Source organism: Anabaena subtropica FACHB-260, from assembly GCF_014697105.1.
Lineage (GTDB): Bacteria > Cyanobacteriota > Cyanobacteriia > Cyanobacteriales > Nostocaceae > Trichormus > Trichormus subtropicus.
The window spans coordinates 23,922-49,598 of sequence record NZ_JACJRF010000032.1; the positions used below are offsets into that span (position 1 = coordinate 23,922).

At 39.3% G+C, this 25,677-nt stretch carries 26 protein-coding genes; 9 read left to right on the plus strand and 17 right to left on the minus strand.

The genetic code is table 11. The features are described from left to right. Positions 1-50 precede the first annotated feature (50 nt). The gene (gene petL / locus H6G18_RS17180; protein ID WP_190408314.1) at positions 51-146 is read right to left on the minus strand and encodes a cytochrome b6-f complex subunit PetL; all 96 of its coding nucleotides are present in this window, start codon (positions 144-146) and stop codon (positions 51-53) included. A gap of 229 nt (positions 147-375) precedes the next feature. Here petL and H6G18_RS17185 point away from each other — a divergent pair, with 229 nt between their 5' ends. The 7 genes from H6G18_RS17185 to H6G18_RS17215 all read left to right on the plus strand — a co-directional run bounded on the left by H6G18_RS17185 (position 376) and on the right by H6G18_RS17215 (position 11,834). Beyond that, positions 376-978: a Uma2 family endonuclease gene (locus H6G18_RS17185; RefSeq protein ID WP_190408315.1), complete on the plus strand. Its 603-nt coding sequence runs from the start codon at positions 376-378 to the stop codon at positions 976-978. Between the two features lie 191 nt (positions 979-1,169). Beyond that, complete coding sequence (gene aroB, locus H6G18_RS17190) at positions 1,170-2,261, plus strand: 3-dehydroquinate synthase (protein ID WP_190408316.1); 1,092 nt, start codon at positions 1,170-1,172, stop codon at positions 2,259-2,261. 789 nt (positions 2,262-3,050) lie between these two features. Continuing rightward, positions 3,051-3,809, plus strand: coding sequence for a peptidylprolyl isomerase (locus H6G18_RS17195; protein ID WP_190408317.1), 759 nt, complete (start codon positions 3,051-3,053; stop codon positions 3,807-3,809). A 1,416-nt stretch (positions 3,810-5,225) separates the two neighbouring features. Next, the gene (locus H6G18_RS17200) at positions 5,226-5,816 is read left to right on the plus strand and encodes a helix-turn-helix domain-containing protein (protein ID WP_390825246.1); all 591 of its coding nucleotides are present in this window, start codon (positions 5,226-5,228) and stop codon (positions 5,814-5,816) included. Between the two features lie 145 nt (positions 5,817-5,961). Next, on the plus strand, positions 5,962-9,000 hold the full coding sequence (locus H6G18_RS17205; RefSeq protein WP_190408319.1) for a peptidase domain-containing ABC transporter: 3,039 nt from the start codon (positions 5,962-5,964) through the stop codon (positions 8,998-9,000). 137 nt (positions 9,001-9,137) lie between these two features. Continuing rightward, positions 9,138-10,685 (plus strand): HlyD family efflux transporter periplasmic adaptor subunit, encoded by a 1,548-nt coding sequence (locus tag H6G18_RS17210; protein ID WP_190408320.1) that lies wholly within the window; start codon positions 9,138-9,140, stop codon positions 10,683-10,685. A gap of 366 nt (positions 10,686-11,051) precedes the next feature. Beyond that, positions 11,052-11,834 carry a peptidylprolyl isomerase gene (locus tag H6G18_RS17215; RefSeq protein WP_190408321.1) on the plus strand — a complete coding sequence of 261 codons (783 nt, stop codon included), beginning with the start codon at positions 11,052-11,054 and terminating at the stop codon, positions 11,832-11,834. 231 nt (positions 11,835-12,065) lie between these two features. Here H6G18_RS17215 and H6G18_RS17220 read toward each other — a convergent pair whose 3' ends face one another. The 14 genes from H6G18_RS17220 to H6G18_RS17285 all read right to left on the minus strand — a co-directional run bounded on the left by H6G18_RS17220 (position 12,066) and on the right by H6G18_RS17285 (position 22,126). After that, positions 12,066-12,359 (minus strand): HetP family heterocyst commitment protein, encoded by a 294-nt coding sequence (locus H6G18_RS17220; RefSeq protein WP_190408322.1) that lies wholly within the window; start codon positions 12,357-12,359, stop codon positions 12,066-12,068. A gap of 140 nt (positions 12,360-12,499) precedes the next feature. Continuing rightward, positions 12,500-13,582 carry a T3SS effector HopA1 family protein gene (locus H6G18_RS17225; protein ID WP_190408323.1) on the minus strand — a complete coding sequence of 361 codons (1,083 nt, stop codon included), beginning with the start codon at positions 13,580-13,582 and terminating at the stop codon, positions 12,500-12,502. Positions 13,583-13,681: 99 nt separating this feature from the next. After that, entirely contained in the window at positions 13,682-14,854 is a 1,173-nt protein-coding gene (locus H6G18_RS17230) for an aminoglycoside phosphotransferase family protein (RefSeq protein WP_190408324.1), read from the minus strand. 168 nt (positions 14,855-15,022) lie between these two features. After that, entirely contained in the window at positions 15,023-15,244 is a 222-nt protein-coding gene (locus tag H6G18_RS17235) for a hypothetical protein (RefSeq protein ID WP_190408325.1), read from the minus strand. 188 nt (positions 15,245-15,432) lie between these two features. After that, complete coding sequence (locus H6G18_RS17240; protein WP_190408326.1) at positions 15,433-15,666, minus strand: hypothetical protein; 234 nt, start codon at positions 15,664-15,666, stop codon at positions 15,433-15,435. 116 nt (positions 15,667-15,782) lie between these two features. After that, complete coding sequence (locus H6G18_RS17245) at positions 15,783-16,016, minus strand: hypothetical protein (RefSeq protein ID WP_190408327.1); 234 nt, start codon at positions 16,014-16,016, stop codon at positions 15,783-15,785. Between the two features lie 116 nt (positions 16,017-16,132). Beyond that, a complete protein-coding gene (locus H6G18_RS17250; protein ID WP_190408328.1) occupies positions 16,133-16,366 on the minus strand; it encodes a hypothetical protein in 234 nt (77 codons plus the stop codon). A gap of 132 nt (positions 16,367-16,498) precedes the next feature. Further along, positions 16,499-16,744 (minus strand): hypothetical protein, encoded by a 246-nt coding sequence (locus H6G18_RS17255; protein WP_190408329.1) that lies wholly within the window; start codon positions 16,742-16,744, stop codon positions 16,499-16,501. Between the two features lie 132 nt (positions 16,745-16,876). After that, complete coding sequence (locus H6G18_RS17260; RefSeq protein ID WP_190408330.1) at positions 16,877-17,122, minus strand: hypothetical protein; 246 nt, start codon at positions 17,120-17,122, stop codon at positions 16,877-16,879. Between the two features lie 137 nt (positions 17,123-17,259). Beyond that, entirely contained in the window at positions 17,260-17,505 is a 246-nt protein-coding gene (locus H6G18_RS17265; protein WP_190408331.1) for a hypothetical protein, read from the minus strand. A 142-nt stretch (positions 17,506-17,647) separates the two neighbouring features. Then, on the minus strand, positions 17,648-17,899 hold the full coding sequence (locus tag H6G18_RS17270) for a hypothetical protein (RefSeq protein WP_190408332.1): 252 nt from the start codon (positions 17,897-17,899) through the stop codon (positions 17,648-17,650). A gap of 570 nt (positions 17,900-18,469) precedes the next feature. Then, a complete protein-coding gene (locus tag H6G18_RS17275; RefSeq protein ID WP_190408333.1) occupies positions 18,470-18,724 on the minus strand; it encodes a hypothetical protein in 255 nt (84 codons plus the stop codon). A 275-nt stretch (positions 18,725-18,999) separates the two neighbouring features. Beyond that, the gene (locus tag H6G18_RS17280) at positions 19,000-20,472 is read right to left on the minus strand and encodes a M16 family metallopeptidase (RefSeq protein ID WP_242040378.1); all 1,473 of its coding nucleotides are present in this window, start codon (positions 20,470-20,472) and stop codon (positions 19,000-19,002) included. Between the two features lie 61 nt (positions 20,473-20,533). Next, positions 20,534-22,126 carry a M16 family metallopeptidase gene (locus H6G18_RS17285; RefSeq protein WP_190408335.1) on the minus strand — a complete coding sequence of 531 codons (1,593 nt, stop codon included), beginning with the start codon at positions 22,124-22,126 and terminating at the stop codon, positions 20,534-20,536. 152 nt (positions 22,127-22,278) lie between these two features. On the opposite strand from H6G18_RS17285, the gene H6G18_RS17290 reads away from it, so the two are divergent. Continuing rightward, entirely contained in the window at positions 22,279-22,893 is a 615-nt protein-coding gene (locus H6G18_RS17290; RefSeq protein WP_190408336.1) for a TetR/AcrR family transcriptional regulator, read from the plus strand. A gap of 35 nt (positions 22,894-22,928) precedes the next feature. On the opposite strand, the gene H6G18_RS17295 is transcribed toward H6G18_RS17290, so the two are convergent. Beyond that, positions 22,929-23,369: a DUF4332 domain-containing protein gene (locus H6G18_RS17295; RefSeq protein WP_190408337.1), complete on the minus strand. Its 441-nt coding sequence runs from the start codon at positions 23,367-23,369 to the stop codon at positions 22,929-22,931. 99 nt (positions 23,370-23,468) lie between these two features. After that, on the minus strand, positions 23,469-24,263 hold the full coding sequence (locus H6G18_RS17300) for a PhzF family phenazine biosynthesis protein (protein WP_190408338.1): 795 nt from the start codon (positions 24,261-24,263) through the stop codon (positions 23,469-23,471). A gap of 28 nt (positions 24,264-24,291) precedes the next feature. Between H6G18_RS17300 and H6G18_RS17305 the strand changes: the two genes are divergently transcribed. Then, on the plus strand, positions 24,292-25,665 hold the full coding sequence (locus tag H6G18_RS17305) for an aminopeptidase P family protein (RefSeq protein WP_190408339.1): 1,374 nt from the start codon (positions 24,292-24,294) through the stop codon (positions 25,663-25,665). Positions 25,666-25,677: the final 12 nt, after the last annotated feature.

Here is a 25,677-nt window from a genome sequence, read left to right on the forward strand (position 1 = left end):
TTTAAAGAGTCGGGGATCTAGTTTTTCACAAAGGATTTAGGATTGTTAGATTACAGTACCTTAGCAGAACGCAGACCGAACAGCAGACCTACAGTGATCCCGGTGAACAAAGCCAAAAAGCCAATATAAGCTACTATTGCCAACATTTATTTTTCTCCACAATACTTTACTAACTCTATTGAATCATCAATTTTTGGTCATTGGTCAATAGTCCATAGTTAACAGTTAGTAAGCGGTAGGGATTTTATTTTCCTTTGTTGTTTTCCCTGCACTCCTGTTCAACAACAGTTTGCGTGAATGTTAATCTGGAACTAACTAGAAGAGAAACTAGTTTAGCCTGCTGTAGCATTTTGGTTCTAGTTTCAGGACGGTAAAATGACACAAACTAACTTATCCCCAACACTTGCCGTCAATATTCCACCTACGTTAACGCTAACACTCTCTCATGAGCAGTTTGTTGAATTAGCACTGGCTAATAGAGATTTACAATTAGAACGAACTGCTACGGGAGAGTTGATTGTTATGCCTCCTACTGGGAGCGATACAGGATACAGAAATCTGGATATTGCTGGACAATTGTGGTTGTGGAATCGCCAGAATAAATTAGGAATAGTTTTTGACTCTTCCAGTGGTTTTCATCTTCCTAATGGTAGCGATCGCTCTCCTGATGCAGCATGGATACGTCAAGACCGATGGGATGCTCTCAGTATAGAACAACAGGAGACTTTTGCCCCAATATGTCCTGATTTCGTGCTAGAACTACGTTCTAAAAATGACTCTATAGATAAGTTACGCGCCAAAATGAGAGAATACATAGACAATGGCGCTAGTTTAGGTTGGTTAATTGACCGCAAAAATCAACAGGTAGAAGTTTATCGCCCAGGTCAGGATGTAGAAGTATTGAATCATCCTGTCAATTTGTCAGACGAAAATATTTTACCGGGGTTTGTGTTGGATTTAACTGAAGTGTGGAGTTGAGTAGTAAGTTCTTAGTTAGGACTTTAGTCCTGATTGTTTTAGGCTAAGACAAATATTCAAAACGAACTCGACCAAGTACCATAAACGCAAAAATAGTCAATAATTCTTGTATTTGGATAAAAATATGTCCTCCCCTGGACTTCCCAGAATGAGGTAGAATACAGCCCACGGCGCTTGTTGGGGTTTGGGCAATGACTTCTTTAATTAATGTGAATTTACCAACGCAGTCCTATGAGATTGCGATCTCATCTGCAAGTTTAGAGCAGTTGGGTCAAAGTTTGGCTGGGTTAAAACTGGGCAAGAAAGTATTATTAGTATCCAATCCCACTATTTTTAAACATTTTGGCAAAATTGCCGTCGATTCGCTAGAATCGGCTGGTTTTCAAGTAGCCAGCTATTCTCTACCACCAGGGGAACGCTACAAAACCCTTAACTCTATTCAGAAACTTTACGACATTGCCCTAGAAAATCGCCTAGAACGTTCCTCAACGATGGTGGCGTTAGGGGGAGGGGTAATTGGGGATATGACTGGCTTTGCCGCCGCTACTTGGCTACGGGGGATTAATGTGGTGCAAGTACCTACTACACTCTTGGCAATGGTCGATTCGGCTATTGGTGGTAAAACAGGTGTGAATCATCCCCACGGGAAAAACTTGATTGGTGCGTTCCATCAGCCGCGATTTGTCTTAATTGATCCCGAAGTATTAAAAACCTTACCTGTGCGAGAATTGAGGGCAGGCATGGCAGAAGTAATTAAGTACGGTGTAATTTGGGATGCGGAATTATTCAGCCAGTTAGAAGAGAGTCAACGCCTCGACCAACTCCGCTACATCAAACCGGAATTGATAGATGCTATTTTAACTCGTTCTTGCCAAGCCAAGGCTGATGTTGTGGGTAAAGATGAGAAGGAAGGCGGACTGCGGGCAATTTTGAATTATGGACACACCATTGGTCATGCGGTGGAAAGCTTAACTAACTATCGGTTACTCAAACATGGAGAAGCAGTAGGTATCGGTATGGTAGCGGCTGGACAAATTGCTGTAAATTTGGGACTTTGGCAACAAGAAGATACAGACCGTCAAAATGCTTTAATTGAGAAAGCCGGTTTACCGACAAAATTACCAGTCGGATTAGATATTGAAGGGATTATTGAGGCGTTGCAATTAGATAAAAAGGTTAAAGATGGTAAAGTGCGGTTTGTTTTACCAACACAAATTGGTGTAGTGACAGTTACAGATGAGGTGACATCTGATAACATTCGGCAAGTTTTACAGGAGATGTAAATTAATCACTAAATTCTGCCAAAATGGCAAATTTTCAGTGATGGAATCTTATACATTAAATATAGCTACTTAAATAGAGGTCATCGATAAAATCGATGATAATCTGACTATGAAACCTATGCAACTGAGTGCTATTGCTGAAGCACTTAGTGTTTGGGGAATTCACTAAATCCTACAGCAAGACGAACAAGCTAACTATTACTAGTAGTTCTTTTTTCGAGAAAGTTTGAGCAAAGATAAGTTTGGTATGCTGGCACCTGCCAATCTTAACCTTTAATGCTCTCTAGCGAATTTTCATGTGGTGGTGAAAACTTCGAACAACTTTCTATACTAGGGATGGTGTTGCTTGAACCAACCCAAAAGTAGTAAGAAAAAAGAGTAGAAGTAGTGGTTTAACTGTTATCGTAGCTGGTAGAACTTATAGTTCTTGCCCTTTTTAAAATCAGTAATCCTTGTTCTCCTAGATAGGATTACTTCTGCTAGATAAATTTGCAATTTATACAGCAACTCCTAAAATCTGCTGGAAGCTAACCAAATTAATTAGCTTCCAGCTTTTTTATGTGTTAAAAAATTGATAGATTACACTGGATTGGTGAAATTATGTAGATATATAGGATGTTTTATGCGGTAGGCTAATGCACCTTGGATTATTGGCGGTGCGCTGCGCGACAACACACTTTACATTTAATTTGTCTTTACATAGTTATAAATATTCGCGCCTAGCTACTTGTATTAAACATTTGCTTGTTATAACTTCAGTACACAACATAGCTACCTTCTAATACATTAATGAATGACTTAACAAAGGTATTTATTGCGCCTGAGGAAATTGTTAATTTTCTCAAAAAAGATATGAATTTAAAGGAAGTTTATCAAAAAATTTTATTTCAAAGGTTGATCTGGCAAGTAGCCGAGGTCAGAGGAATCACGGTGACAACAGAAGAAATTGAAACTGAAGCCAACCGCCAGCGCCGGGAAAAGCGTTTAGAGAAAGCCGCAGATACAATGGCGTGGTTAGAAGATCAGTTGGTTTCCCCTGAGGATTGGGAAATGGGTATTCGCGATCGCTTATTATCTCAAAAGTTGGCTAATTTCCTATTTGCTGACAAAGTGGAAGCTTTCTTTATCCAAAACCAACTAGAGTTTGAGCAAGTTAGTCTCTACCAAATTATTGTCGATTCAGAACAACTTGCTCAGGAAATATACTACCAAATCGAAGATGATGAAATCAGTTTCTATGAGGCTGCATACTTATATAATATTGATGATTTTCGTAGGCAAAAATGCGGTTATGAAGGTAAAGTTTATCGGTTCGCACTTCCATCAAATATAGCTGCTGTCATATTTAGAACTTCACCTAAACAGTTAGTTGGCCCTCTGCAAACTGAGCAAGGTTATCACCTATTTATGGTAGAAGAATTTGTGTCTGCTGAATTAACTCTAGAACGATATCAAGAAATTCTCGGTAATATGTTTCACCAATGGTTAGTTACGGAACTAAATAATATACTTAATTCGTCCATTACTCATCATTTACCAAAATACTAAATAGTCATAATACACATTAAATATTTGTCATCATAATGACGTCAAATGTGAAGTTGATTGATTTGATAGTTTTAATGTTAGCTTGAATACTACTAAGATGAGTAGTTATTATTTATTCATAGTAAAAATATTTTACTCGGTAAATAAGCTATTTTAAAAATTAATTTCGCTATAAGATTTATACTTAATTTGGGAAATGGATGTATCCGGGAAATACCCACCAAGATATGATACATTGACTAATGCTTACTCTACAGATGTTGAATTTTTTCAAAAATTAAATTTTCATACATTCTTTGTTTCATGCTTAAGATAGAGGGAAATTTAATATTTTTATTTAGAATATTCTATTTTAATGCTGAACAAATAAAATGGAGAATAAAATTATGTGCCTTATTTTTTTGTCTATTAAATAGAAGAAAAACTAATAAATTATTCAGAATCCAATCGGAACAATAAGTAATATTTAACTTTCAGTGAGTTTAATATAAAGATTTGATGAAGTTTAGGATTTTTTGATAAAACCTATTGACTATAGGATGAAAAATTCTTAAAAGAATAACAGTGGTGTTTAGCACTAAATTGATAACTGTCACTTTTGCTCTAATTTTGTCTTTTAATTGACTGTAGGCACATCATATTCGGCTGCTGAGAAAACAATTAGTGTTAGGTTAATGTAAATATATTTTTTACATTTATACCTAACCGTATATGTTTTTTTATTCCAATGTATAACAGGCTTCACCTTCTTTTTAGTGTCTAGAAACCTAAGTTTAAAGATTGAGAGGCTTACCTCTGAAGCAAAATTGCAGAGTTCGGTAACATCCTAAGAATCAGAGTAAGTATTAGAATTCAGTAAATTACCTGCATTGAGCTAAATACCAGCATTACACCAAGCTTCAAAAAAACTATCAAGTTATTAAGGTTAACCAGTGCAGAACAATTGGATTACACTTACGTCTCAAAAGGTTTGACTATTTTGACTACCGGATTCTGAATGCTAAATGCTGATAAATAGCCACCCTAATTTTCTTACAAATAGGGGGGTAAACACTCATCATCTGTATATCAGTGACAGATGAATTTTGTATCTAGAAAACTAGTACTGCAAGGTGAAATGTGTAATAGCTTACGGCTAGGCTAGGGCCTCAATAACTAAGGCTAAGGACAACGTAATTCGTAATTACGTTTTTGCAAGGTTTTCTACCAATATTTCTGATATTTGGCTTATCTATGCCTTGTTTTATTAGTACTTTGTCAAGTTATTTTTGGGGTTTGTAGTAAGCACTATAGTACTTAGAAGAATCAGGGCTAAAAACCTGAATAAGAACTTACTTATCCATAAATTTAAACTTGGCTTACTAATAGTTGCAATCCATAAATTTGCCGCAATTTTACATTAGACAGCAACTGGTAATGATTATGTCAAATACCTTTACTCAAGACACAGTTTTTAGTATTTACGAAAACCAAGAAAGCAAGTTTTTAACGCCTTTCCAACGTAAGGCTTTACTCAAACATTTACAAAATAATCTACAGCCAGAATATCGCCGACGCATCGAAATTATGTTAATGGCAGATATTGGTAAATCTCAAACTCAAATTTGCGAAATATTGGGTTGTTCGCAAGAAATGGCACGTTATTGGATTGGAATAGCCGAAGCGGGTTTAGCACACAAATGGAACGAACGTCCAATAGGTAGACCGAAGATTGTTAATGCTCAATATTTAGAAAGACTAAGAGAATTGGTGAGTAATAGTCCTCGTGATTATGGCTATGCTTTTACTTATTGGACTGCTCAATGGTTAAGCAAGCATTTAGCCGCAGAGTTAGGGATTGAAATTAGCGATCGCCACATCAATCGCCTGCTCAAACAAATGGGACTTTCTACTAAACGCAAAAGTTCCCAGCCAAAACCAGCTAATCCTATTGAGGATGCTGGGATTACAATTGGTGACTTACAAACTACCTCTAAGCCTAGTTTTAATTGGTCGATTAATTCGTAATTATGCTTGGTCTCAATAATTCAAAATTATCCAGAAAATCCCGAATTTTGAATTTTGTTGGCGCAAGCTTTCCCTACGGTGGCCTTAGCCTAGCCGTAGGCTATGAGAGAATTTTGAATTCCCCAAAGGGGTTGGAGGTAGGGAAATGCCATCAGGGTTTTCCCGGCAATATTTAGCCGAACAACTCACCCAACTCTTGGGTGAGTCTTTATCCGAAAGAGAATTAGAAAAGTGCATTTCAGCTTTAGAAATTATTGAACCACCCATTGCCAAACAATTTTGGCAAGCAGCTACAGCATCGGCGGGTATTCATATTGTTCTTGGGGGTAAAGTCAGGCTGCTAGATAGCACTCACAACTTAATTACTACCCTCTCAACTGGTACATCATTTGGGGAATTGACGCTGTTTCCTGACGCAGACTTTATTCCTTATGTCGCCAGAGCTTCAGTAAACTTAAAACTCGGCTATCTTCCCCAAGCAATTTTACAAGAATTGATGGGTGAAAATACCAGTATTGGCGATCGCCTGAAAAAACACGCCGAAACTTGGGATTTGTTGGTGCTATGTTGTCAAAATTCCTTATTGCCGCAAAATAGCTCGGTGGAGGAGATAATTAAAGCCCTAGCTTTATTTGAACGGCATACTTTAGATATTGGCTCACTACCAAATCAAATCTTTGAAGATACTAAGCTTTGGCTGTTGCGTCGGGGAGAATTAGTAAAAAATAGTGGACGCACATTTCAACCTGGAAAAATCTCTCAATACAGCAAACAGGGAACTTGGCGGGTAACGCAATCCGCTATTGTCTACATCCTCAAGAATGATAATTGGCAAGTAGCACAGGAATATTGGCCGGAATTGGGGAGTAGGGAGTGGGGAGTGGAGAGTGGGGAAAATGCTACTCAATCTCCCTTACTTAATCTTCCATCCCCAGTTATTAAGGAACCAGAACCCAAGCCAAAACAAAAGCAACGACGAGCCTATTTTCCTAGTCCGCGTGTAAAAGTTGGTCATTTATGGGGACGACTGACTAAGCGCTATCCCATATTTGAACAACAAAGTGCGGCTGATTGTGGTGCAGCTTGTTTGGTGATGATTAGCCGCTATTGGGGTAAGCGTTTGAGTGTAAATCGGCTGCGGGATTTAACTAACGTCAATCGTGATGGTGCATCGCTGAAAGGTTTAACAGCAGCAGCCGAAACCATTGGTTTTACTACCCGTCCGGTAAAAGCAAGCCTGGATAAATTGGCACAACAACAGCTACCAGCGATCGCACACTGGGAAGGTGTACACTACATTGTAGTTTATGAAATTAATAAAAGACAGGTAATTGTCGGTGATCCGGCAATCGGACAACGTAACCTTAGCCTGGCTGAATTTAAAGCTGGTTGGACTGGTTACGCCTTGTTACTACAACCGACAACTGAACTCAAAGAAAACCAGGAAGCGAATACATCATTCTGGCAACTGTTTGAGTTAGTTAAACCCCACACGCGGGTGTTGGTGGAGGTATTCAGCGCTTCTTTATTGATTCAAGTGTTTGGACTAATCACACCCCTATTTACTCAGTTGTTATTAGATAGGGTGATTGTTCAAGGAAGCACTTTGACATTAAATGCAGTGGGTTTGGGGTTAATGATATTTGGTTTATTCCGTGTTGCACTCAACGGACTAAGGCAATATTTGCTAGACCATACAGCCAACCGCATCAGCATATCTCTACTGGTAGGTTTTATTAAACATACCTTCCGTTTACCCTTGTCGTTTTTTGAGTCGCGTTACGTCGGGGATATTGTTTCTCGCGTCCAAGAAAACCAAAAGATTCAGCGCTTTTTGACTGGGGAAGCATTGTCAATCATTTTAGACTTGCTGACAGTGTTTATCTATGTAGCATTGATGTTTTGGTACAGTTCAGCAATGGCGTTGCTGAGTTTAGCGATTGTGCCGCCTTTTATGTTGTTGGCAATCATTGCTACACCATTTTTACGTCGCATTAGTCGGGAGGTTTTTAGTGCTACAGCTAGCGAGAATAGTTATTTAATTCAATCCCTCTCTGGTATTCGCTCAATTCGCTCGATGGCAATTGAACAAACAGTCCGTTGGCATTGGGAAGAACAACTGAATAATGTCATCAGAAAAACCTTCACCGGGCAGATAATTAGTAACAAATTACAAATTTTTAGTTCTGCCTTAGAAACTCTGGTGACTACGGGATTACTTTGGTTTGGGGCATGGTTGGTGATTCAAAACCAACTGACGATAGGGCAATTAGTCGCCTTTAATATGCTGTTGGGTAATATTATTCGCCCCTTTCAGAGGTTGGTAGTATTGTGGAATCAATTGCAAGAAGTAGTTATTTCTACAGAACGAATTAACGATGTATTAGAAGCAGAACCAGAGGAAGATTTACAACGCCAACATCGGCAATTTTTACCAAGATTACAAGGACATATTCGCTTTGATAATGTCACATTTCGTTATCATCCAGAAAGCGATCGCAACATCTTAGAAAATCTCAGCTTTGAAATCAAGCCTGAGCAAACCGTGGCTGTGGTAGGGCGGAGTGGTTCCGGCAAAACCACCCTGTTTAAACTGATTTTGGGTTTATATCCCCCGACAGATGGAAAAGTTTTAATTGATGGGCAAGATGTGACTAATATAGCCCTGCGATCGCTCCGTTCACAAATCGGTGTTGTCGATCAAGATACCTTTTTATTTGGCGGCACAATCCGCGAAAATATCAGCATTGCTCACCCAGACGCTCCTTTAGAAGAGATTATTGCCGTCGCCCGTTTAGCAGGAGCAGATGACTTTATCAAGCAAATGCCAGTAGGATATGAAACCCAAATTGGTGAAGGTGGGGGGATGTTATCTGGCGGACAACGACAACGTTTAGCGATCGCCCGTGCTTTGTTAGGAGACCCCCGTCTACTGTTGTTAGATGAAGCAACCAGTCATCTCGATTCTGAATCAGAACGTATAATTCAAAACAATCTGAAAACTATACTCAAAGGGCGCACCAGTATTATCATTGCCCACCGCCTGTCCACCGTGCGCCATGCAGACCTGATCCTGGTTTTAGATCGCGGCTTATTAGTCGAAACTGGAACCCACGATGAATTAATTGCCAGAAGAGGTCATTATTTTTATCTCAACCAACAACAATTGGCACAAGCAGGTTGAGGAACTGGGAACTACTTAGTGCTGAGTCATGAGTACCGTTAGCGCGGCGTAGAGCAGCGTGCTGAGTAAGTATCTTACTCAGCAATCGGTACTAGATGATACTCCATGTTATATCCCACATTTCCGCTAAATAATTTATGCCACATCCATCTGTTAATTCATCATCTGTACTTGTTCAACAACAGCCGGATCAGCTGCAACGAGGTCAAGATGCTCATGACTTCGTTGATTATCGGACACAGACAGGAACGGAGACAAACGATTGGTTTTACGGCACAGAAGAACTACTAGATGCTTTACCGCAGCGCTGGACGCGCTCCATGCTGTATTTGCTCATCAGCTTTACAATCGTTGTTTTACCTTGGGCAATGTTCACCAAGGTAGATGAAACTGGCAGCGCCAGAGGGCGTTTAGAACCCCAAGGCGCAACGCAAAAATTAGGTGTTGCGATTACCAGTAATGTCAAAGCTGTGAATGTGGAAGAAGGAGCGACTGTCAAAGCCGGACAAGTGCTATTGGAATTAGATTCTGATGTGTTGCAAACACAGGTAGAGCAAGCGCAGACAAGGTTAGAAGAACTGATCAATCGTCAAGGACAACAAGAACTACTCAAAAACCAATTGATGTTAACAATTAACATCCAACAACAGCAAAATCAAGCCCAAGAATTAGAAAAGATGGCTCAAGTCCATCAGGCGCAGCAAAATCTTGATGCTAGACAAAGTACATATAACTTACAAAAATTAGAAAAATTGTCTCTAGTTGAACAAGCTAGGCAAAATATTAATTCCGCTCAATTAGCTAGGAATTTAGCTAATAGTCGTTTGCAAAGAGATATTAAGGAAGTTGCACGCTATCGCCAACTGTTAAAACAAGGTGCGATCGCGCAAATTAAAGTTGTAGAACTAGAAAAGATAGCTGAAGAAAGTCAACGTTCTCTATTGCAAGCTAATGCTGATTTTACTCAAGCCCAATTACGCTTGCAAGAACAAGGCAGCCGTTATCAAACAACTGTCAGCCAAACTTTAGCTGACATTGAGCAAGCAAAACTCCGGCTACAAGAACAGCAAAGTAGCTATCAAAGCCTTGTACAAACAGGTAAATTGGCGCTGTTAAGAAGTCAGGAACAACTCAAAGACCTGCAAAACCAACTAACGACATTGCAATCAGAAATCATCCAAACCAAGAGCCAGATTAACGCCTTCAAGATTCAAATGCAACAAAGAATAGTGCGATCGCCTGTTGATGGTACGATTTTTGATCTGCCTATCGACAAACCAGGCCCCGTAGTTGAAGCTGGACAGATCGTTGCTCAAATTGCTCCCAAGAATGCAGCATTAGTTCTCAGAAGCTCAATGCCTAGTCAACACAGTGGTTTCTTGAAGGTAGGAATGCCAGTTAAAATCAAATTTGATGCCTATCCTTTCCAAGATTATGGAGTATTGCCAGGACGTGTTAGCTGGATTTCTCCTGACTCGAAAATACAAACTACAAGCCAGGGCAACATAGAAGTTTATGAAATGGATATTACCCTAGAGCATCCTTATATTCAAGCTGGTAATAAGCGGATTTCCTTAACTCCTGGTCAATCAGCAACCGCCGAAGTAATTATCCGTCAGCGTCGAGTTATTGATTTCATCTTAGACCCATTCAAGAAGTTACAAAAAGGTGGGTTAGAGCTTTAACTTTCTTCCTTAATTTGTCTGCCAATAATTTTTTGTAGCGTGTGTTGTCCCATAGTGCAACACACCATCTAAGATTTCCCGTGCGTTATGGACGTTAGTTCTAACTCACGCTACTTAAATAGAACATAATAAATAATTCAAAGTTTGTAGTCAGGAGTTTAGTCCTAATAAAAGGGCTAAATCCCTCACTATGAACTAAATTTATGCTATTTATTAAGAATGAAATCGGACTATCATATTAATTATTGAAGATTGAAAACTATCACTAGATAGAGTCTAGAAAACATTTATCACGCAATCATAATAAATGAATAATTACTGCAAAATATCAATTTAATTTAGTTGAAAAACGGGAGAGAACGTAATATGGATAAATTATTGAAAATGTCAGCCGAAGACATTATTAATCACCTGAAATTATCTTTCCAAGTTCCTAGTATATTAGAAGCGATCGCTACTCAGAGAATTATTGCCCATACAGCCGCAGAAGTCGGAATTGAATTAAGTGTAGAAGAACTACAACAAGCGGCTGATAGTATGCGCTTGGCTAACCGCTTACTGAAAGCAGATGATACTTGGAATTGGCTACAAAAACACTACCTAACTATAGATGATTTTGAAGAAGTAGCGAAAACAAACTTACTGTATATGAAATTAGCGGAATATTTATTTGCAGAAAAAGTTGAACCTTATTTTTATGCTCACAAAATTGATTATACTGGAGCGGTAACTTATGAAGTTATTTTAGATGACGAAGACTTAGCTTTAGAGTTATTTTATGCTTTACAAGAGGGCGAAATCAGCTTTCAAGAGATCGCCCGTCAATATATCCAATATCCCGAAATTCGCCGCGCTGGAGGGTATCAAGGTACTCGCTATCGTCAAGATTTTCGTCCAGAAATAGCAGCCGCAGTTTTTGCTGCAACCCCTCCCCAAATTCTTAAACCAATAATTACACCCCAAGGAGTACATATAATTGTTGTTGAAGAAATCATTACACCAGAATTAGATGAGTCACGACGGATTCAAATACTTAAAGATTTTTTTACTAATTGGTTACAACAACAAATTACTAATTTAGAACTTGTGGCTGACCTTTCTCAAAATGGCTATTCTCCATCCTCATCAGAATTGCCAAAACCAGCCTAAATGGGGAATAAATTAAATTTATCCCTCTCTGTGCCTCTGTGATGTAAGCTTTTTTAGGGACTTCCAGATAAAAAATATCCAAGTAGGTTGGGTGCGTCAGTGCAAGAAAATCTAGCTGTACCAAGAAATTATTCATACTGACGCACCCTACTAACCGTCAATTTGGAATAATTTTTTTTGGTGTTCCCTTATTGAACCACATAGGCACAGAGTAAATAATTTTAAAATCTGTTAAAGATGACTTGAGTCTATAGCTATAATCTTTGTTTTTATCGCCACGAACTTAACATTTATACTATTGGTTTTACGAATTTTAATAATGTTAGGTGTGGGATTATTTTTACGTAAGCGAATATAGGTACGATAAGGGATATATGTAAGAGGATTATAACCAACTGTCTGGAGGATTAATACACAAGCCCAAGAATACTTACCAGTAGATATAGCCTTAAGAATAGCCTCCCATTCTTCAGTGAGAATTGCACAGTCAGAAAGTTGATGATGCTGGGAAAGTTCTTGAGTCATAAGCCTAAATTTTAAGTATTATTGAGAAATAGCCTTTTGCCCAACCGGAATAGCTGCCAAAACCTGTTTACCGAGTGAAAAATCAGTCAACTCAATATCAATACATCTCTAACTTCAATGATGAAGATGAAATTTGAAGATTACAAAGGTGTATAGATATCTTCGGAGTAAGCATTGAGGTAAGGACGCTGCAATTCAATGTTGAGTGAAGAGAAGTGTTGCAAAATTGCAGTCATCCTACCTATTGGCGTATCATTACCTTGTTGCCAAGCCTCCAACAAACCATTAGCCACAATTTGACAACGGTGTGTCCCAAAACTTTCGTTTTCGCCAAATCTATGGTTTGGTTCTTCTGCGATCGCTAACCCAGATGCGATAGGCTTAGTAAATAGGGGTACTTGTTCCTGAAAATGCCCTTGATTTTCTGCATAAAGCCTCTCTAGGACAGGGTGAACCTTTTCATAGTCATTTTTACCAAAATACAGCACGGCTGAGTCATAGCGGTCATAATCAGAAGGATTATATAGTGCTTTAAATGTGAAGTTAACAGGGATAGCGTTGAGGTGTGTAGTCAAATTGTCCATGACAGCAACTGCACCATCTGGTGTTAAGTTGAAGTAGACACGCACCAGAGTTTGATTGTGTGGTGCAGCACCTGCGTTTGCTACAGCCATATAAAATCCATTTTGGACTAGATTTTTCGGCAGTTGGATACCAACAGAGTCATCTATAGTATTAGTTTCCAAACCACCCCGTTCAACGTGCAGAGTCAAACCATCTCGATACACAGCGAAAGTACCATCTGATTCTTCTCTAACTACTTGCCAACCATAATTCCAGTAGCCAGTACCTCTGTTATTTTCATGCAGGCGATCGTAAAAAGCTAGGTCTACACCCAAAAATGTATTATTCTCTAAATTTTGGTTGACGGCTAAATTAGATATCTCTGCATCAGATGCCAAAACACTTTTCAATGAACCATTGTAATAAATACCGTAAAGAAAACTACGCAATTGCTGACTCAAGTACTTATTTTGTAAATCTGAAGATAATTTTTGAAACCGAGATACTGAAGACTCAGGTAACTCTAAGGCTTTATAGTTTGGATGCTTAATACAATACTGAGACTGAATTTCAAGATTATGAATAATGTCTTGCAATGATATCTGCAATGACTCTGGAATATCCGACAATTGCACAGATAGAGAATCTAATAGTTGCATAGAGATTTGTCCATAAATGATTTTGAGAGATGAGGGGGATGAGGGAGATAGAAAGATAAGGTAAGTAGAAATTCTTCCCTATCTCCCCCCACTCCCTAATTAACGCTGAGACAAACTTGCAGGTGAAATATCTGATAACTGCACACCAAGAATTGTGGGGATAGATGCTTCTGGACGACACAACAAACTTTTGGCGACTTGCAGCATACAAATACCTGCATTCCCAAAGGTTTTTTCATACTGGAGTTGAGCTTGAATAGCGGTAACTAAAGCTAAACCACAAAATTGCATTACCCGTTGTAAGAAATCTGGCCGATGTTCTAAGATTTCTGGGAAATTAGTGAGATAAGCCGTTACTAACTCTCTCATTGAAGGTTGGAGAACATACAAGGGGGTAGCTGCTAGACGTAAAGACTCTTCAAGAGCAATTGATTTACCAGTAACCATGCTGTACAACCAAATTTGCAAGTAGCTGGCGATGACTGTACCTAAATCATTTGCGGGGTCTCCCCAATTACCACGTTCCCAGTCAATTAAGCGGACAATATTTTCATCATCTGCATCTTCCCAATTGAGAGAGAGAAGAATATTGTTCAACTTCAGGTCATTATGGGTGAGACAACAGGGAGTAAAGCTATTGAGTAATTGTGCGATCGCCTGACCCAAACTATCGTAACGTTGATATAGAGCAAAAAATCTCAGACCATCAGCAGGAACCTTACCAAATATTTCTGGAGCCAGTCTTTCTAATCCCCGATTTAGATTAGGTGTTGTGGGGTTAAGTGTAGTATCACTAGGATTTTGAAAGAACTCTCGATACTTTTCACTGTTAAATGATGTGCGATGAATTAATGCCAAAGTATTGCCAACTGCCTTTGCTAGCTGAATGGGAAATAAATTTAAATTCTCCTTGGCATAAAAATCCATCAAATCTCGATAATTATCAAGATAATTGAAAATAATAATAGAATTTTCCCAATTAAACTGTACTGCTTCTGATAAACGGGAACGTATATGGCTAAGTTCTGGAAATTTTCTCACAAAATCGTGAATGCGCCATTCTAGCAAAAATTCACCAGTTGTTTTTCCTTCTAAATTATGACGCTCTTGTTTAACAAGCAGTTTCCTCCCGTCTGGAAAAGTAACTAATAAATTAAAGTTTTTAGCAGGTTTTAGCTCTATTTTGCTTAAGGACTGCTCATCAGAAGTACACAAATTTAACGAAATTAGGTACTCGAATACATTTTGAGAACTCAAGATAAATGGTGGCATAGTCAGAAGATGATTTACAACATTAATAATTATTTTTTTAGGGTTGCAACAATATGCGGTATTGAACTGATATTGTAAAAGCTACTAAGTTTTTGTTAGATGGGAGCAAACTTGAATCTTTATTGAATATTTATAAATAAGATTCAAATTAGCTTTAGCTTTTGTTTTCTATTGTCTGTTTTTAGCTAAATATGAATCCACTAGTTCTACAATAGTAGCTATTGCAAATGCTACAATAGCAAATTCAAAAACCTTTTCTACAAATTCTAATATTTGAGTAGGAGAATGATTGTTTCCACCATATATTAATTTACAATCTCCGTCATTTAGGTCAATAAAAATTTTTTCCGAATCATTAAAATGTAATTCAGTAATAACTATTTTGGACATTTTTGTATTGGTCAAATAACTGACGTTTAATAAAAATACTTTAGATAAAGTACTTTTATTGTACTATTATTAAAATCAGAGTTATATCCTCAGCTTAAATTTATACTTAAGAGAGATTACAAGCGATTAAACAATATATTGTTTAATCGCTCATGGCACAATCTCAACAAAGCTATTGAGCTTAGTATTTATGCAGCAGAACTGAAAGAAATTGCCAAGTGTCCAATAGCATCAATACCATAAGTGATGACACCAAACTCAAATCCTTTCGCCGCTAAATCTAAAACTCCGTTGGTGCTTTTAGAATAGTTACCACCATGAACGGAATCATCAAGATTGTTCAATTCATTAAGGAAGCTTTCAGAATCTTGGAATAATTCTGAACCAGTAGCTTGTAATTCCTTAACAGCAATAAACGCCATGATTGACTCCTAAAATAATTTTGGTTTGCAATGGAAAGTGCAGGCGATTAAGCTGAATATTTTGATATAGCTTAATCGCTGTTGTCTCAATTTCAACAGAGCTTTTAACTTAGTACTTATAGAGCAGAACTGTAAGACTTAGCTAGGTGTCCGATAGCATCAATACCATAAGTGATGACACCAAACTCAAATCCCTTCACAGCCAAGTCTAAAACTCCATTGGTAGTATTAGAATAGTTACCACCATGAACCGAGTCATCAAGATTGTTCAATTCATTGAGGAAGCTTTCAGAGTCTTGGAATAATTCTGCACCAGTAGCTTGTAATTCCTTAACAGCAATAAACGCCATGATTGACTCCTAAAATAATTTTGGTTTGCAATGGAAAGTGCAGGCGATTAAGCTGAATATTTTGATATAGCTTAATCGCTGTTGTCTCAATTTCAACAGAGCTTTTAACTTAGTACTTATAGAGCAGAACTGTAAGACTTAGCTAAGTGTCCAATGGCATCAATACCATAGGTGATAACACCAAACTCAAATCCCTTCACAGCCAAGTCTAAAACTCCATTTGTAGTTTTAGAATAGTTACCACCATGAACCGAGTCATCAAGATTGTTCAATTCATTGAGGAAACTTTCAGAATCTTGGAATAACTCTGAACCAGTAGCTTGTAATTCCTTAACAGCAATAAACGCCATGATTGACTCCTAAAATAATTTTGGTTTTTAATAGAAAGTGCAGGCGATTAAGAAGTTCAAAACCTAATCGCTCATGCCACAATTTCAACAGAGCTATTGAGATCGATTCTTCACGCAGTCAGCAAGTGAATTTTAGTAATAACCGTTACCAGCATCGCTGAAAGACTTAGCTAGGTGTCCGATAGCATCGATACCATAAGTGATGACACCAAACTCAAATCCCTTCACAGCCAAGTCTAAAACTCCATTTGTAGTTTTAGAATAGTTACCACCATGAACAGAGTCATCAAGATTGTTCAATTCATTGAGGAAACTTTCAGAATCTTGGAATAACTCTGAACCAGTAGCTTGTAATTCCTTAACAGCAATAAACGCCATGATCGACTCCTAAAATAATTTTGGTTTTTAATAGAAAGTGCAGGCGATTAAGAAGTTCAAAACCTAATCGCTCATGCCACAATTTCAACAGAGCTATTGAGATCGATTCTTCACGCAGTCAGCAAGTGAATTTTAGTAATAACCGTTACCAGCATCGCTGAAAGACTTAGCTAGGTGTCCGATAGCATCGATACCATAGGTAATGACACCAAACTCAAATCCCTTTTCAGCCAAGTCTAAAACTCCATTTGTAGTTTTAGAATAGTTACCACCATGAACAGAGTCATCAAGATTGTTCAATTCATTAAGGAAGCTTTCAGAGTCTTGGAATAATTCTGCACCAGTAGCTTGTAATTCTTTAACAGCAATAAACGCCATGATTGACTCCTAAAATAATTTGTGTTTTGCCGAAAGCATAAGCAATTAAGCTTGATAACTGAATATTACTTAATCACTTATGCCACAATTAAAACAGAGCTATTTAGCTCGGTCTTTACTCACCAGCTAATGAGAAATTAGTAGTAACCACCATTAGCAGAACTGAAAGACTTAGCTAGGTGTCCGATAGCATCGATACCATAAGTGATGACACCAAACTCAAATCCCTTCACAGCCAAGTCTAAAACTCCATTGGTAGTATTAGAATAGTTACCACCATGAACAGAGTCATCAAGATTATTCAATTCATTGAGGAAGCTTTCAGAGTCTTGGAATAACTCTGAACCAGTAGCACGTAATTCCTTAACAGCAATAAATGCCATGATTGACTCCTAAAAGGATTTGCTTTTTTACTAGAAAGTGCAGTCGATTAAGTTTTATATGTTGATTTTGCTTAATCGCTCATTCCACAATTTCAACAGAGCTATTTAGCTCGAAATTTATGCAGTGACTAATGGAAAATTACTAGTAACCGTAACCGCCACCAGCAGAACTGTAAGACTTAGCTAAATGTCCAATAGCATCGATACCATAGGTAATGACACCAAACTCAAATCCTTTTACTGCTAAATCTAAAACTCCATTGGTGGTATTAGAATAGTTACCACCACCATGAATAGAGTCATCAAGATTGTTCAATTCATTGAGGAAGCTTTCAGAATCTTGGAACAATTCTGAACCAGTAGCTTGTAATTCTTTAACAGCAATAAACGCCATGATTGACTCCTAAAAAAGTATCATTTTGAGCAGTAGTTTCAGGCGATTAAGTTTTTATTTGCTTAACCGTTGATTCAATTTTTATTTACTTCTTCCATGAAAATCAAGTCTAAAATCTTGATTAACAAGACATAAATAAGTGATATATGTCTATTTTTGAGTTTGATTATTACTGGATTTAATATTGATATAACAATCCAATTTGATTTTTTTCGCGCAGTGTAGCATAGCCATAGTTACTAGCATAGAAAAGCAATAATTAATAAAAAAGAAGGCTCTCAATACCGTTCGTTTAAGGAATTTTTGGTTGAGGCAGGCAGGGGGAAAAGAGAAGCAGAGGGAGAGAAGAATTACTGAACAATAATCCTCTTTCCTCCTCTGCTTCCTTTGCTTATCCGAATAGTATTGAGAAGGCTATTCGATGTGTACTGAAGATTTAAGTATAATAGATAGTAATATTGCAGAAATTGCCTCAAATATCTGATGATTTCCATGAAAAATCGCGTGCCTAACTTAATCTGAGCTAAAGCACACGATAATTGTAAGTATTAAGTTGTAATTAGTTAACAACTATTGGGGAATACCAAGCTGTTCTCGCAAGTCTTTAATTTGAAAGTCTAGATTATCCATCCATTGACCAAGAATTGCATTTGTATCAGGTATTGAGTTTGTGTCTGGCTCTTCTAGACTAGTTTCAACTTGTCGTCTTCTACCATATCTTCTTTCTAAACCAGCATACACAGTTTTCATTTCCCAAACAGTGAGTTCATTAATAGATTTTCCTTCGTCACCGGGAGAAAGGTCAGAGATTTTTATGTTCACCATTTACTTGGCTCCTGCAATTTGTTCATATCAATGCAAAGCAATACATGGATATAGCTAATCTAAAAGATTAGAATTCCTCCCCTATATTTTGATTTTTTATTTAATAAAGTCAATATTATCTGACTGATTTTTCAGACAAAATTACTTGGATTTTGTCTATAAAACCAAATTTTTTATATTAGTACAACTTCTTTGTCTTCATGGAATTTATAAACTGAAAACCCCAGATTTCTTCAATAATCTGGGGTTTTCATCATCCTCAAAAACTTCAGTGATTAATTCTGCGATTGTTGTTGTGGGACAGGAATAGTCACATCTATCGGCGTGACTTGAGCCGCTAACCGAGTCAATGGTGGTTGTATGGTGGCTTGATTTCCGACAACCAAAGTCACGAGATTTTCTGGCTTGAGGTATTGCTTGGCTACCCGTTGCACATCAGATGCTGTAGTTGCAGCTACAGCTTTTTGATAGCGGAACAGGAAATCAGCCGGATAGCCGTAATATTCATAACGCATTAACCGTGACAAGGTTTGGCTGGGGTCTTGAAAGTTGAATACAAAAGAATTGAGTGTAGACTCTTTAGCGCGAGATAATTCTTCTGCTGTCACTGGTTGAGCTTGAATGCGTTTAATCTCTGTCTTTAAAGCATTGATGAACTGCACAGTAGCATCAGAACGGGTTTGTCCACCAGCCATGAACATCCCTGGATAGTCAAAGCGGGGACTCCAGTAACAATATACAGAATAGGCTAAACCTTGACGCGATCGCACTTCATTAAATAAACGTCCCCCAAAACCGTTTAATACACCATTCAATACATCCAAGGCTGCATAATCGGGGCTATCGAACTTACCACCCAAATGCCCAACTAACACACTACTCTGAGTTAACTGGGGTTGATTGACGAAAAACACCCCACCTGTCTTAGCTGGGGATACTTCCGGTAAAGCTGGTTTAGTCAATCTAGGGTTACGTCGCCAGTCGCCTAACTTGGCTTGTACAAGCGATCGCATTTGTTTAGGATCAAAATCGCCGACAATGCCCAAAATCATATTATTGGGGTGAAAATATTGCTGGTGAAATTTGAGCAAATCTTCGCGGGCGATCGCATCCACTGTGGCATACTCAGTAATACGGGCATAAGGGCTATCCTTGCCATAAATCAACTTGCGAAATTCCCTACTGGCTATATCATTGGGGTTATCATTACGGCGAGCAATACCACCCTTAGCTTGAGTTTTCACTAAATCCAGTTTTGTTTGAGCAAACACTGGCTCTCGCAGTACCTCCGAAAATAGCCCAAACACTGTTTCGACATCTTCACTCAGTGCCTCAAAACTAGCACTACCCGCAGCTTCACCGATATTAACTTCTACAGATGCTGCCCGTTGTTCTAGTATTTCATTGAGATTATCAGATGAATGTTTCTTAGTACCACCAGTCCGCATGACTGCACCTGTAAAACCCGCCAAACCGACTTTATCTGCTGGTTCCCAACGACTTCCAGTCCGTACTAGTGCTGTACCACTAATTAAAGGTAGTTCCCGATCCTCCATCAGATAGACAACCAAGCCATTTTGCAACACAAACCGTTCATACTTGGGTAAATTTACCTCAGGTAAAGGCCCAAACTCCAACTCTGTGTAGTGCTTGGCTGCTGCTGTCGCTGTCAGCGAAAAGTTAAAAGTTACACCTAAAAAGGCAAAAATAGCCACCAACGCATAAATTAACCTTTTGCCTTTTCCCATTTTGAAGTTATTTTGCCTGTGCATATTTGTTGCTTATTTCCTCATCTTTGCGGTGTATTGCTCATGCTTTTTTGGATAACAACTTGCCAATTGTGCGATTCTCTGGTGTAAATGCTGCCTTGGCCACTCGTTGAATATCAGCAGGAGTCACAGCAACAATCTCATCTAATTGTTTAAACAAATTTCGCCAAGAGCCAGTTTTCACCTCATATTCCAAAAGTTGCTGTGCCATGCCACTATTAGAATTGAGGCTACGTAACAAACCAGCCCTAGCTTGAGTTTTTACCCGTTCTAATTCAACTGTAGATACAGGTTCAGTTTTTAACTTGTCAATTTCTTTGCTTAAAGCTACCGCTACCTCATCAACTGTATGACCAGGCGCTGTGAGAGCATAGAACAGCATCAGGTTGGGATACTTATCCCCAGGGAAGCCACTAAAGCCTTGGGCATTTAACGCTAAACGCTGTTGTTCCACCAAAGACTTATATAACCGCGAAGTGCGTCCATTACTTAATAAACCACCAATAATGTCATATACCGCATTATCTGGATGAGTACCTGACGGACGATGATAGCCTTCCAAATACCAAGGTTGAGAAGGTAATTCTAAAGTAACTTCTCTTGTTTGTGTCTGCTTTGGTTCTGGAGCAATTTCTGACTGTGGTTTCGGTGCTGCTTTGTAGCGTCCAAAATAAATTTGTGCCAGTCGTTTCACCTCAGCCGTCTTCACATCCCCAACAACAGCAATAGTAATATTACTGGGTACGTAGTAAGTTTCAAAAAACTTCTCTACATCGACTGGTGTGAGATTACGGATATCTTGGTCATAACCAATGACAGGCCGTCTGTAAGGATGAACTGTGAAAGCGGTATCGATAAATTTCTCTATCATCATACCAATAGGTGAATTATCCACCCGCATCCTGCGTTCTTCCAAAATCACATCTTTTTCTTTATAAAACTCCCGCCGAATCACCGGCTCAAGAAATCTATCTGACTCCAAGGACATCCAAAGTTCCAACTTATTCGCGGGAAAACTGTAGAAGTAACGAGTTGCTTCCGCCGAGGTAGTAGCATTTAAACCTACACCACCAGCCTGTTCCACAATTTGCCCCATTTCATTTTGGTTGACTAATTTGTCAGCTTGTGCTTCCACTTCCTTAAAAGTAGCTTCCAATTTAGCAACCTCATCTTGCTTACCATTAGCTCTGGCTGCTCTAATTTGAGTGTCTAACTGTTCTAAACGCTCAAGTAGAGGTTTTTCCGCCTGATAATCCTTCGTACCGATGCGTGTAGTGCCTTTGAACGCCAAATGCTCCAGAAAGTGGGCTACACCAGTCTGTCCTTCTGGCTCATCCACACCTCCAACATCTGCATAGGTGAGGAAAGAAACTACTGGTGCTTGATGGCGTTCTAAGACAATAAACTTCATGCCATTATCAAGCCGGAACTCCGTCAACTGATCAATTACCCTGTCTAGATAGGGCTGAATCGAAGTTGGAGCTTTTGTGGTTGGCGTTTTGCTTGGTTGTAGTTGGAGCAGGGTTGGCGTTTGTGCTAACGCTACTTCTGGTGTCCATCCCCACCAAGAGACAACTGTTGCCATTAAAATTGCCAACAGCCGACGCGATATTGAACGACTAAGTTGATTCATAAGCAACAAGTAAGTGTATGTATCCACTACCTAAGCCACAGGTCAATTGACAATTGGAGCGTTAATCTTGTATTAAGCTTTCTGTGCTTTTTGTACCTGACGTTAGACAATAATGCTACAAGTAGTGTTCCGGAGATTTTACATTAACTATTATGCGAGTTTTTAATTCTTCTCCACCTTCAGAGGCACAGACACGTACCCGAATTTTGCAAGCGGCGCTGAAATTATTCGCTTCCCAAGGCTTTGATGGTACTACCACCCGCGATTTAGCGCAAGCCGCAGGTGTAGCCGAAGGGACTTTGTTTCGGCATTTCCAGAATAAAAAAGCGATTTTGGTGGAAGTAGCAACTAGCGGTTGGGTGGAAATTCTCACAGATTTGCTCACAGAATTGAGTGAAATGGGTAGCTATAAAGCTGTCGCTCAGGTAATGCGCCGCCGAATGTGGAATTTACAAAAAAACGCCGATTTAATGCGGGTTTGCTTCATGGAAGTGCAGTTTCATCCAGACTTACGCGATCGCATTCAAGAAGAAGTCATTGGTAAAATGACCGATGTCGCCGAAGCCTTCTTCCAAACCGCAATGGATAAAGGCATTTATCGCCAAGCAGATGCCAATCTTGTAGCAAAAGTCTTCCTGGGAATGTTTGCGATCGCTGGTTTCTCTAACAATACTCTCATGCAACCAGATGCTTCACCCCAACAAATGCAGCAGATGGCAGAAGGACTTGCCGATATCTTCCTCAACGGGGTGCTGGCGAAAGATTAGGGAATCACTGTTAACTGTTAAATGTTAAGTAACTGTTAAGTGTTGATCATATTCGCCTGCTGACTCCATTGTTGGACTAATTCAATTGCTGGACACAAATCTCGACGCTGCAAAGTGGCTACTTGTAAGCGCAAAATCTGTTTGTGTAATCTGTGAGTAGGAATCTGGGCTAACTGTGCCACAGAACCAACACCTGCATGAAGTAACAGACCACAATATTGTGTTCCCACACTAGGAATCCTGGCTAAATCTGCTAAAGCCACCCATTTATTTACATACTGAAGATGTACTTGCAACTTATTAGCCAAAGCCAACCTAGATTCTAAAGTTTTACCTTGTTTGACTAGCCCTAATGTAGTCTTAATTCCATAATTGTCTAGTTGAGATTTTTCATCTTCGCTCAATCCAGGCAACTGCTCAATAGGCCAATCACAACCGACAATAGAACTTTTATTAGCTGTATTTTTAGCAGACATGGGAAATAAAATATATGTTTATTCATCTATTGTGACGCTTAATTTTAAACGCAGAGGAACACAAAGCAAACTCTCTGCGTACCTCTGCGCCCCTTTGCGTTAAATTAACTCCCCCCTCAACACAGTAACCGCCTGTCCTGAGAGAAATACACGATCGCCTCCCCCATAACTAACCTTCACCACCCCACCGCGACTAGAAGCTTGATAAGCCAAAAACTCATTTTTATGCAAGCGATCGCGCCAATAAGCAGCCAAGCAACAATGAGCCGCCCCTGTAACGGGGTCTTCATTTATACCCAAACCAGGAGCAAAGAAACGAGAGACAAAATCATATTGGGAATCAGGCTGAGTTTGACTAGTTACAATAGCATTACCAGTTAATAAGGTTGCCAGTTTTGAGAAATTCGGCTGCATTTGCCGCACCAAATCCTCAGACTCCACCTCTACCAAATAGCCCAAGGAGTTCTGTACAACTACTTTCAACGGCACACCCAAAGCCTCACCTAGTTCAGGCGGCGTTGTTATTGGTTGTGAGTGATTTACCGGAAAATCTAACTCAATCCAATCATCTTGGCGCTTGGCAATCAGTAAACCACTTTTGGTATGAAAACGGGCAATTTCATCGGGGGACAAATGCCCCTCTGACCACAAAACATGGGCGCTGGCTAAAGTCGCATGACCACAAAGCGGTACTTCCACCGTCGGCGTGAACCACCGCAGACTGAAACCATCATCTTGTTTGACTAAAAAAGCCGTCTCCGATAAATTCATTTCCTGGGCTACATTTTGCATCCAAGTGTCATCTTGAGGAGCAGGTAAAACACAGACAGCCGCAGGATTGCCCGCGAACGGTTTATTAGTGAAAGCATCTACTTGAATAATTTGTTGTCCCATAAAATAATTCGTAATTCAGATTAACTTTATGAATTTTTTAGCAAATACTTTACGCGATCGCCGCCAAAGACTAGCTAATATAATTAATTTTCCAGCAATTTTATGGTCTGGTGGTAGCAATTCCCGTAACTTTCCTGCCAATCGTTTTCCTTTTCGTGCCAGCAGTCACTTCCTCTACTTTGCTGGCTTACCCTTACAAAATGCCGCCATTCACCTAGAAGCCGGCAAGTTAACCTTATTTATTGATGATCCTGCACCCAGTAGCGCCCTGTGGCACGGAGAAACCCCCAAGCGTGAAGAAATCGCCCAAACCATTGGTGCAGATGCAGCTCAACCATTATCAGAATTAACTCCATTCCTAGAAGGTGCAGCTACTATTGCCGTTCAAGATGCGACAACTTGGACACAGCAATCCCAACTAATGAATAGATGGGTTTTACCCCAAAGTCAACCAGAAGGAATTGACTTAGAATTAGCCAAAGCGATCGTCACCTTACGCCTCACCCACGACCAAGACGCATTAGCTGAGTTACGCAAAGCTGCAACTGTGAGTGTAGCAGCACACAAAGCCGGTATGGTAGCCACAGCAAACGCCAAAACCGAAGCGGAAGTTAGAGCCGCAATGGAAAGCGTTTTCATCGCTCACAACATGACTACTGCTTATAACAGTATTGTCACAGTCCACGGCGAAGTTTTACACAACGAACAATATCACCATCTTCTGCAACCAGGAGATTTATTATTAGCCGATGTCGGCGGCGAAACAGAGCTAGGTTGGGCTGCTGATATCACCCGTACCTGGCCTGTGTCTGGTAAATTTTCCCCCACCCAACGCGATATATATGATGTAGTCCTAGCAGCCCATGATGCTTGCATTGCCAATATCCGCCCCGGTGTCGAGTATGCAGAGATTCATCTATTAGGGGCTAAGGTGATTGCTGAAGGTTTGGTAAATTTAGGCATTTTACGAGGTAATCCCGAAGATTTAGTAGAAAAAGATGCCCATGCTTTATTTTTCCCCCACGGTATCGGTCATCTATTGGGTTTAGATGTCCATGACATGGAAGATTTGGGAGATTTAGCCGGATATGAAGAAGGGAAGAAAAGGAGCGATCGCTTCGGCTTAGGCTACCTGCGTTTAAATCGTTCCCTACGTACAGGAATGTTGGTCACAATTGAACCCGGATTTTACCAAGTTCCCGCCATCTTAAACGATGAAAAAATTCGCTCAAGATATCAATATACAGTCAACTGGGAACGCCTATCACAATTCGCCGATGTCCGAGGAATCCGCATTGAAGATGATGTTTTAGTCACAGACAGAGGTAGCGAAGTCCTCACCGCCGTGTTACCAAATGATGCTGATACCGTAGAAAATTTAGTTAATTCTTCAATTTCATGACTTCTTCAAGAA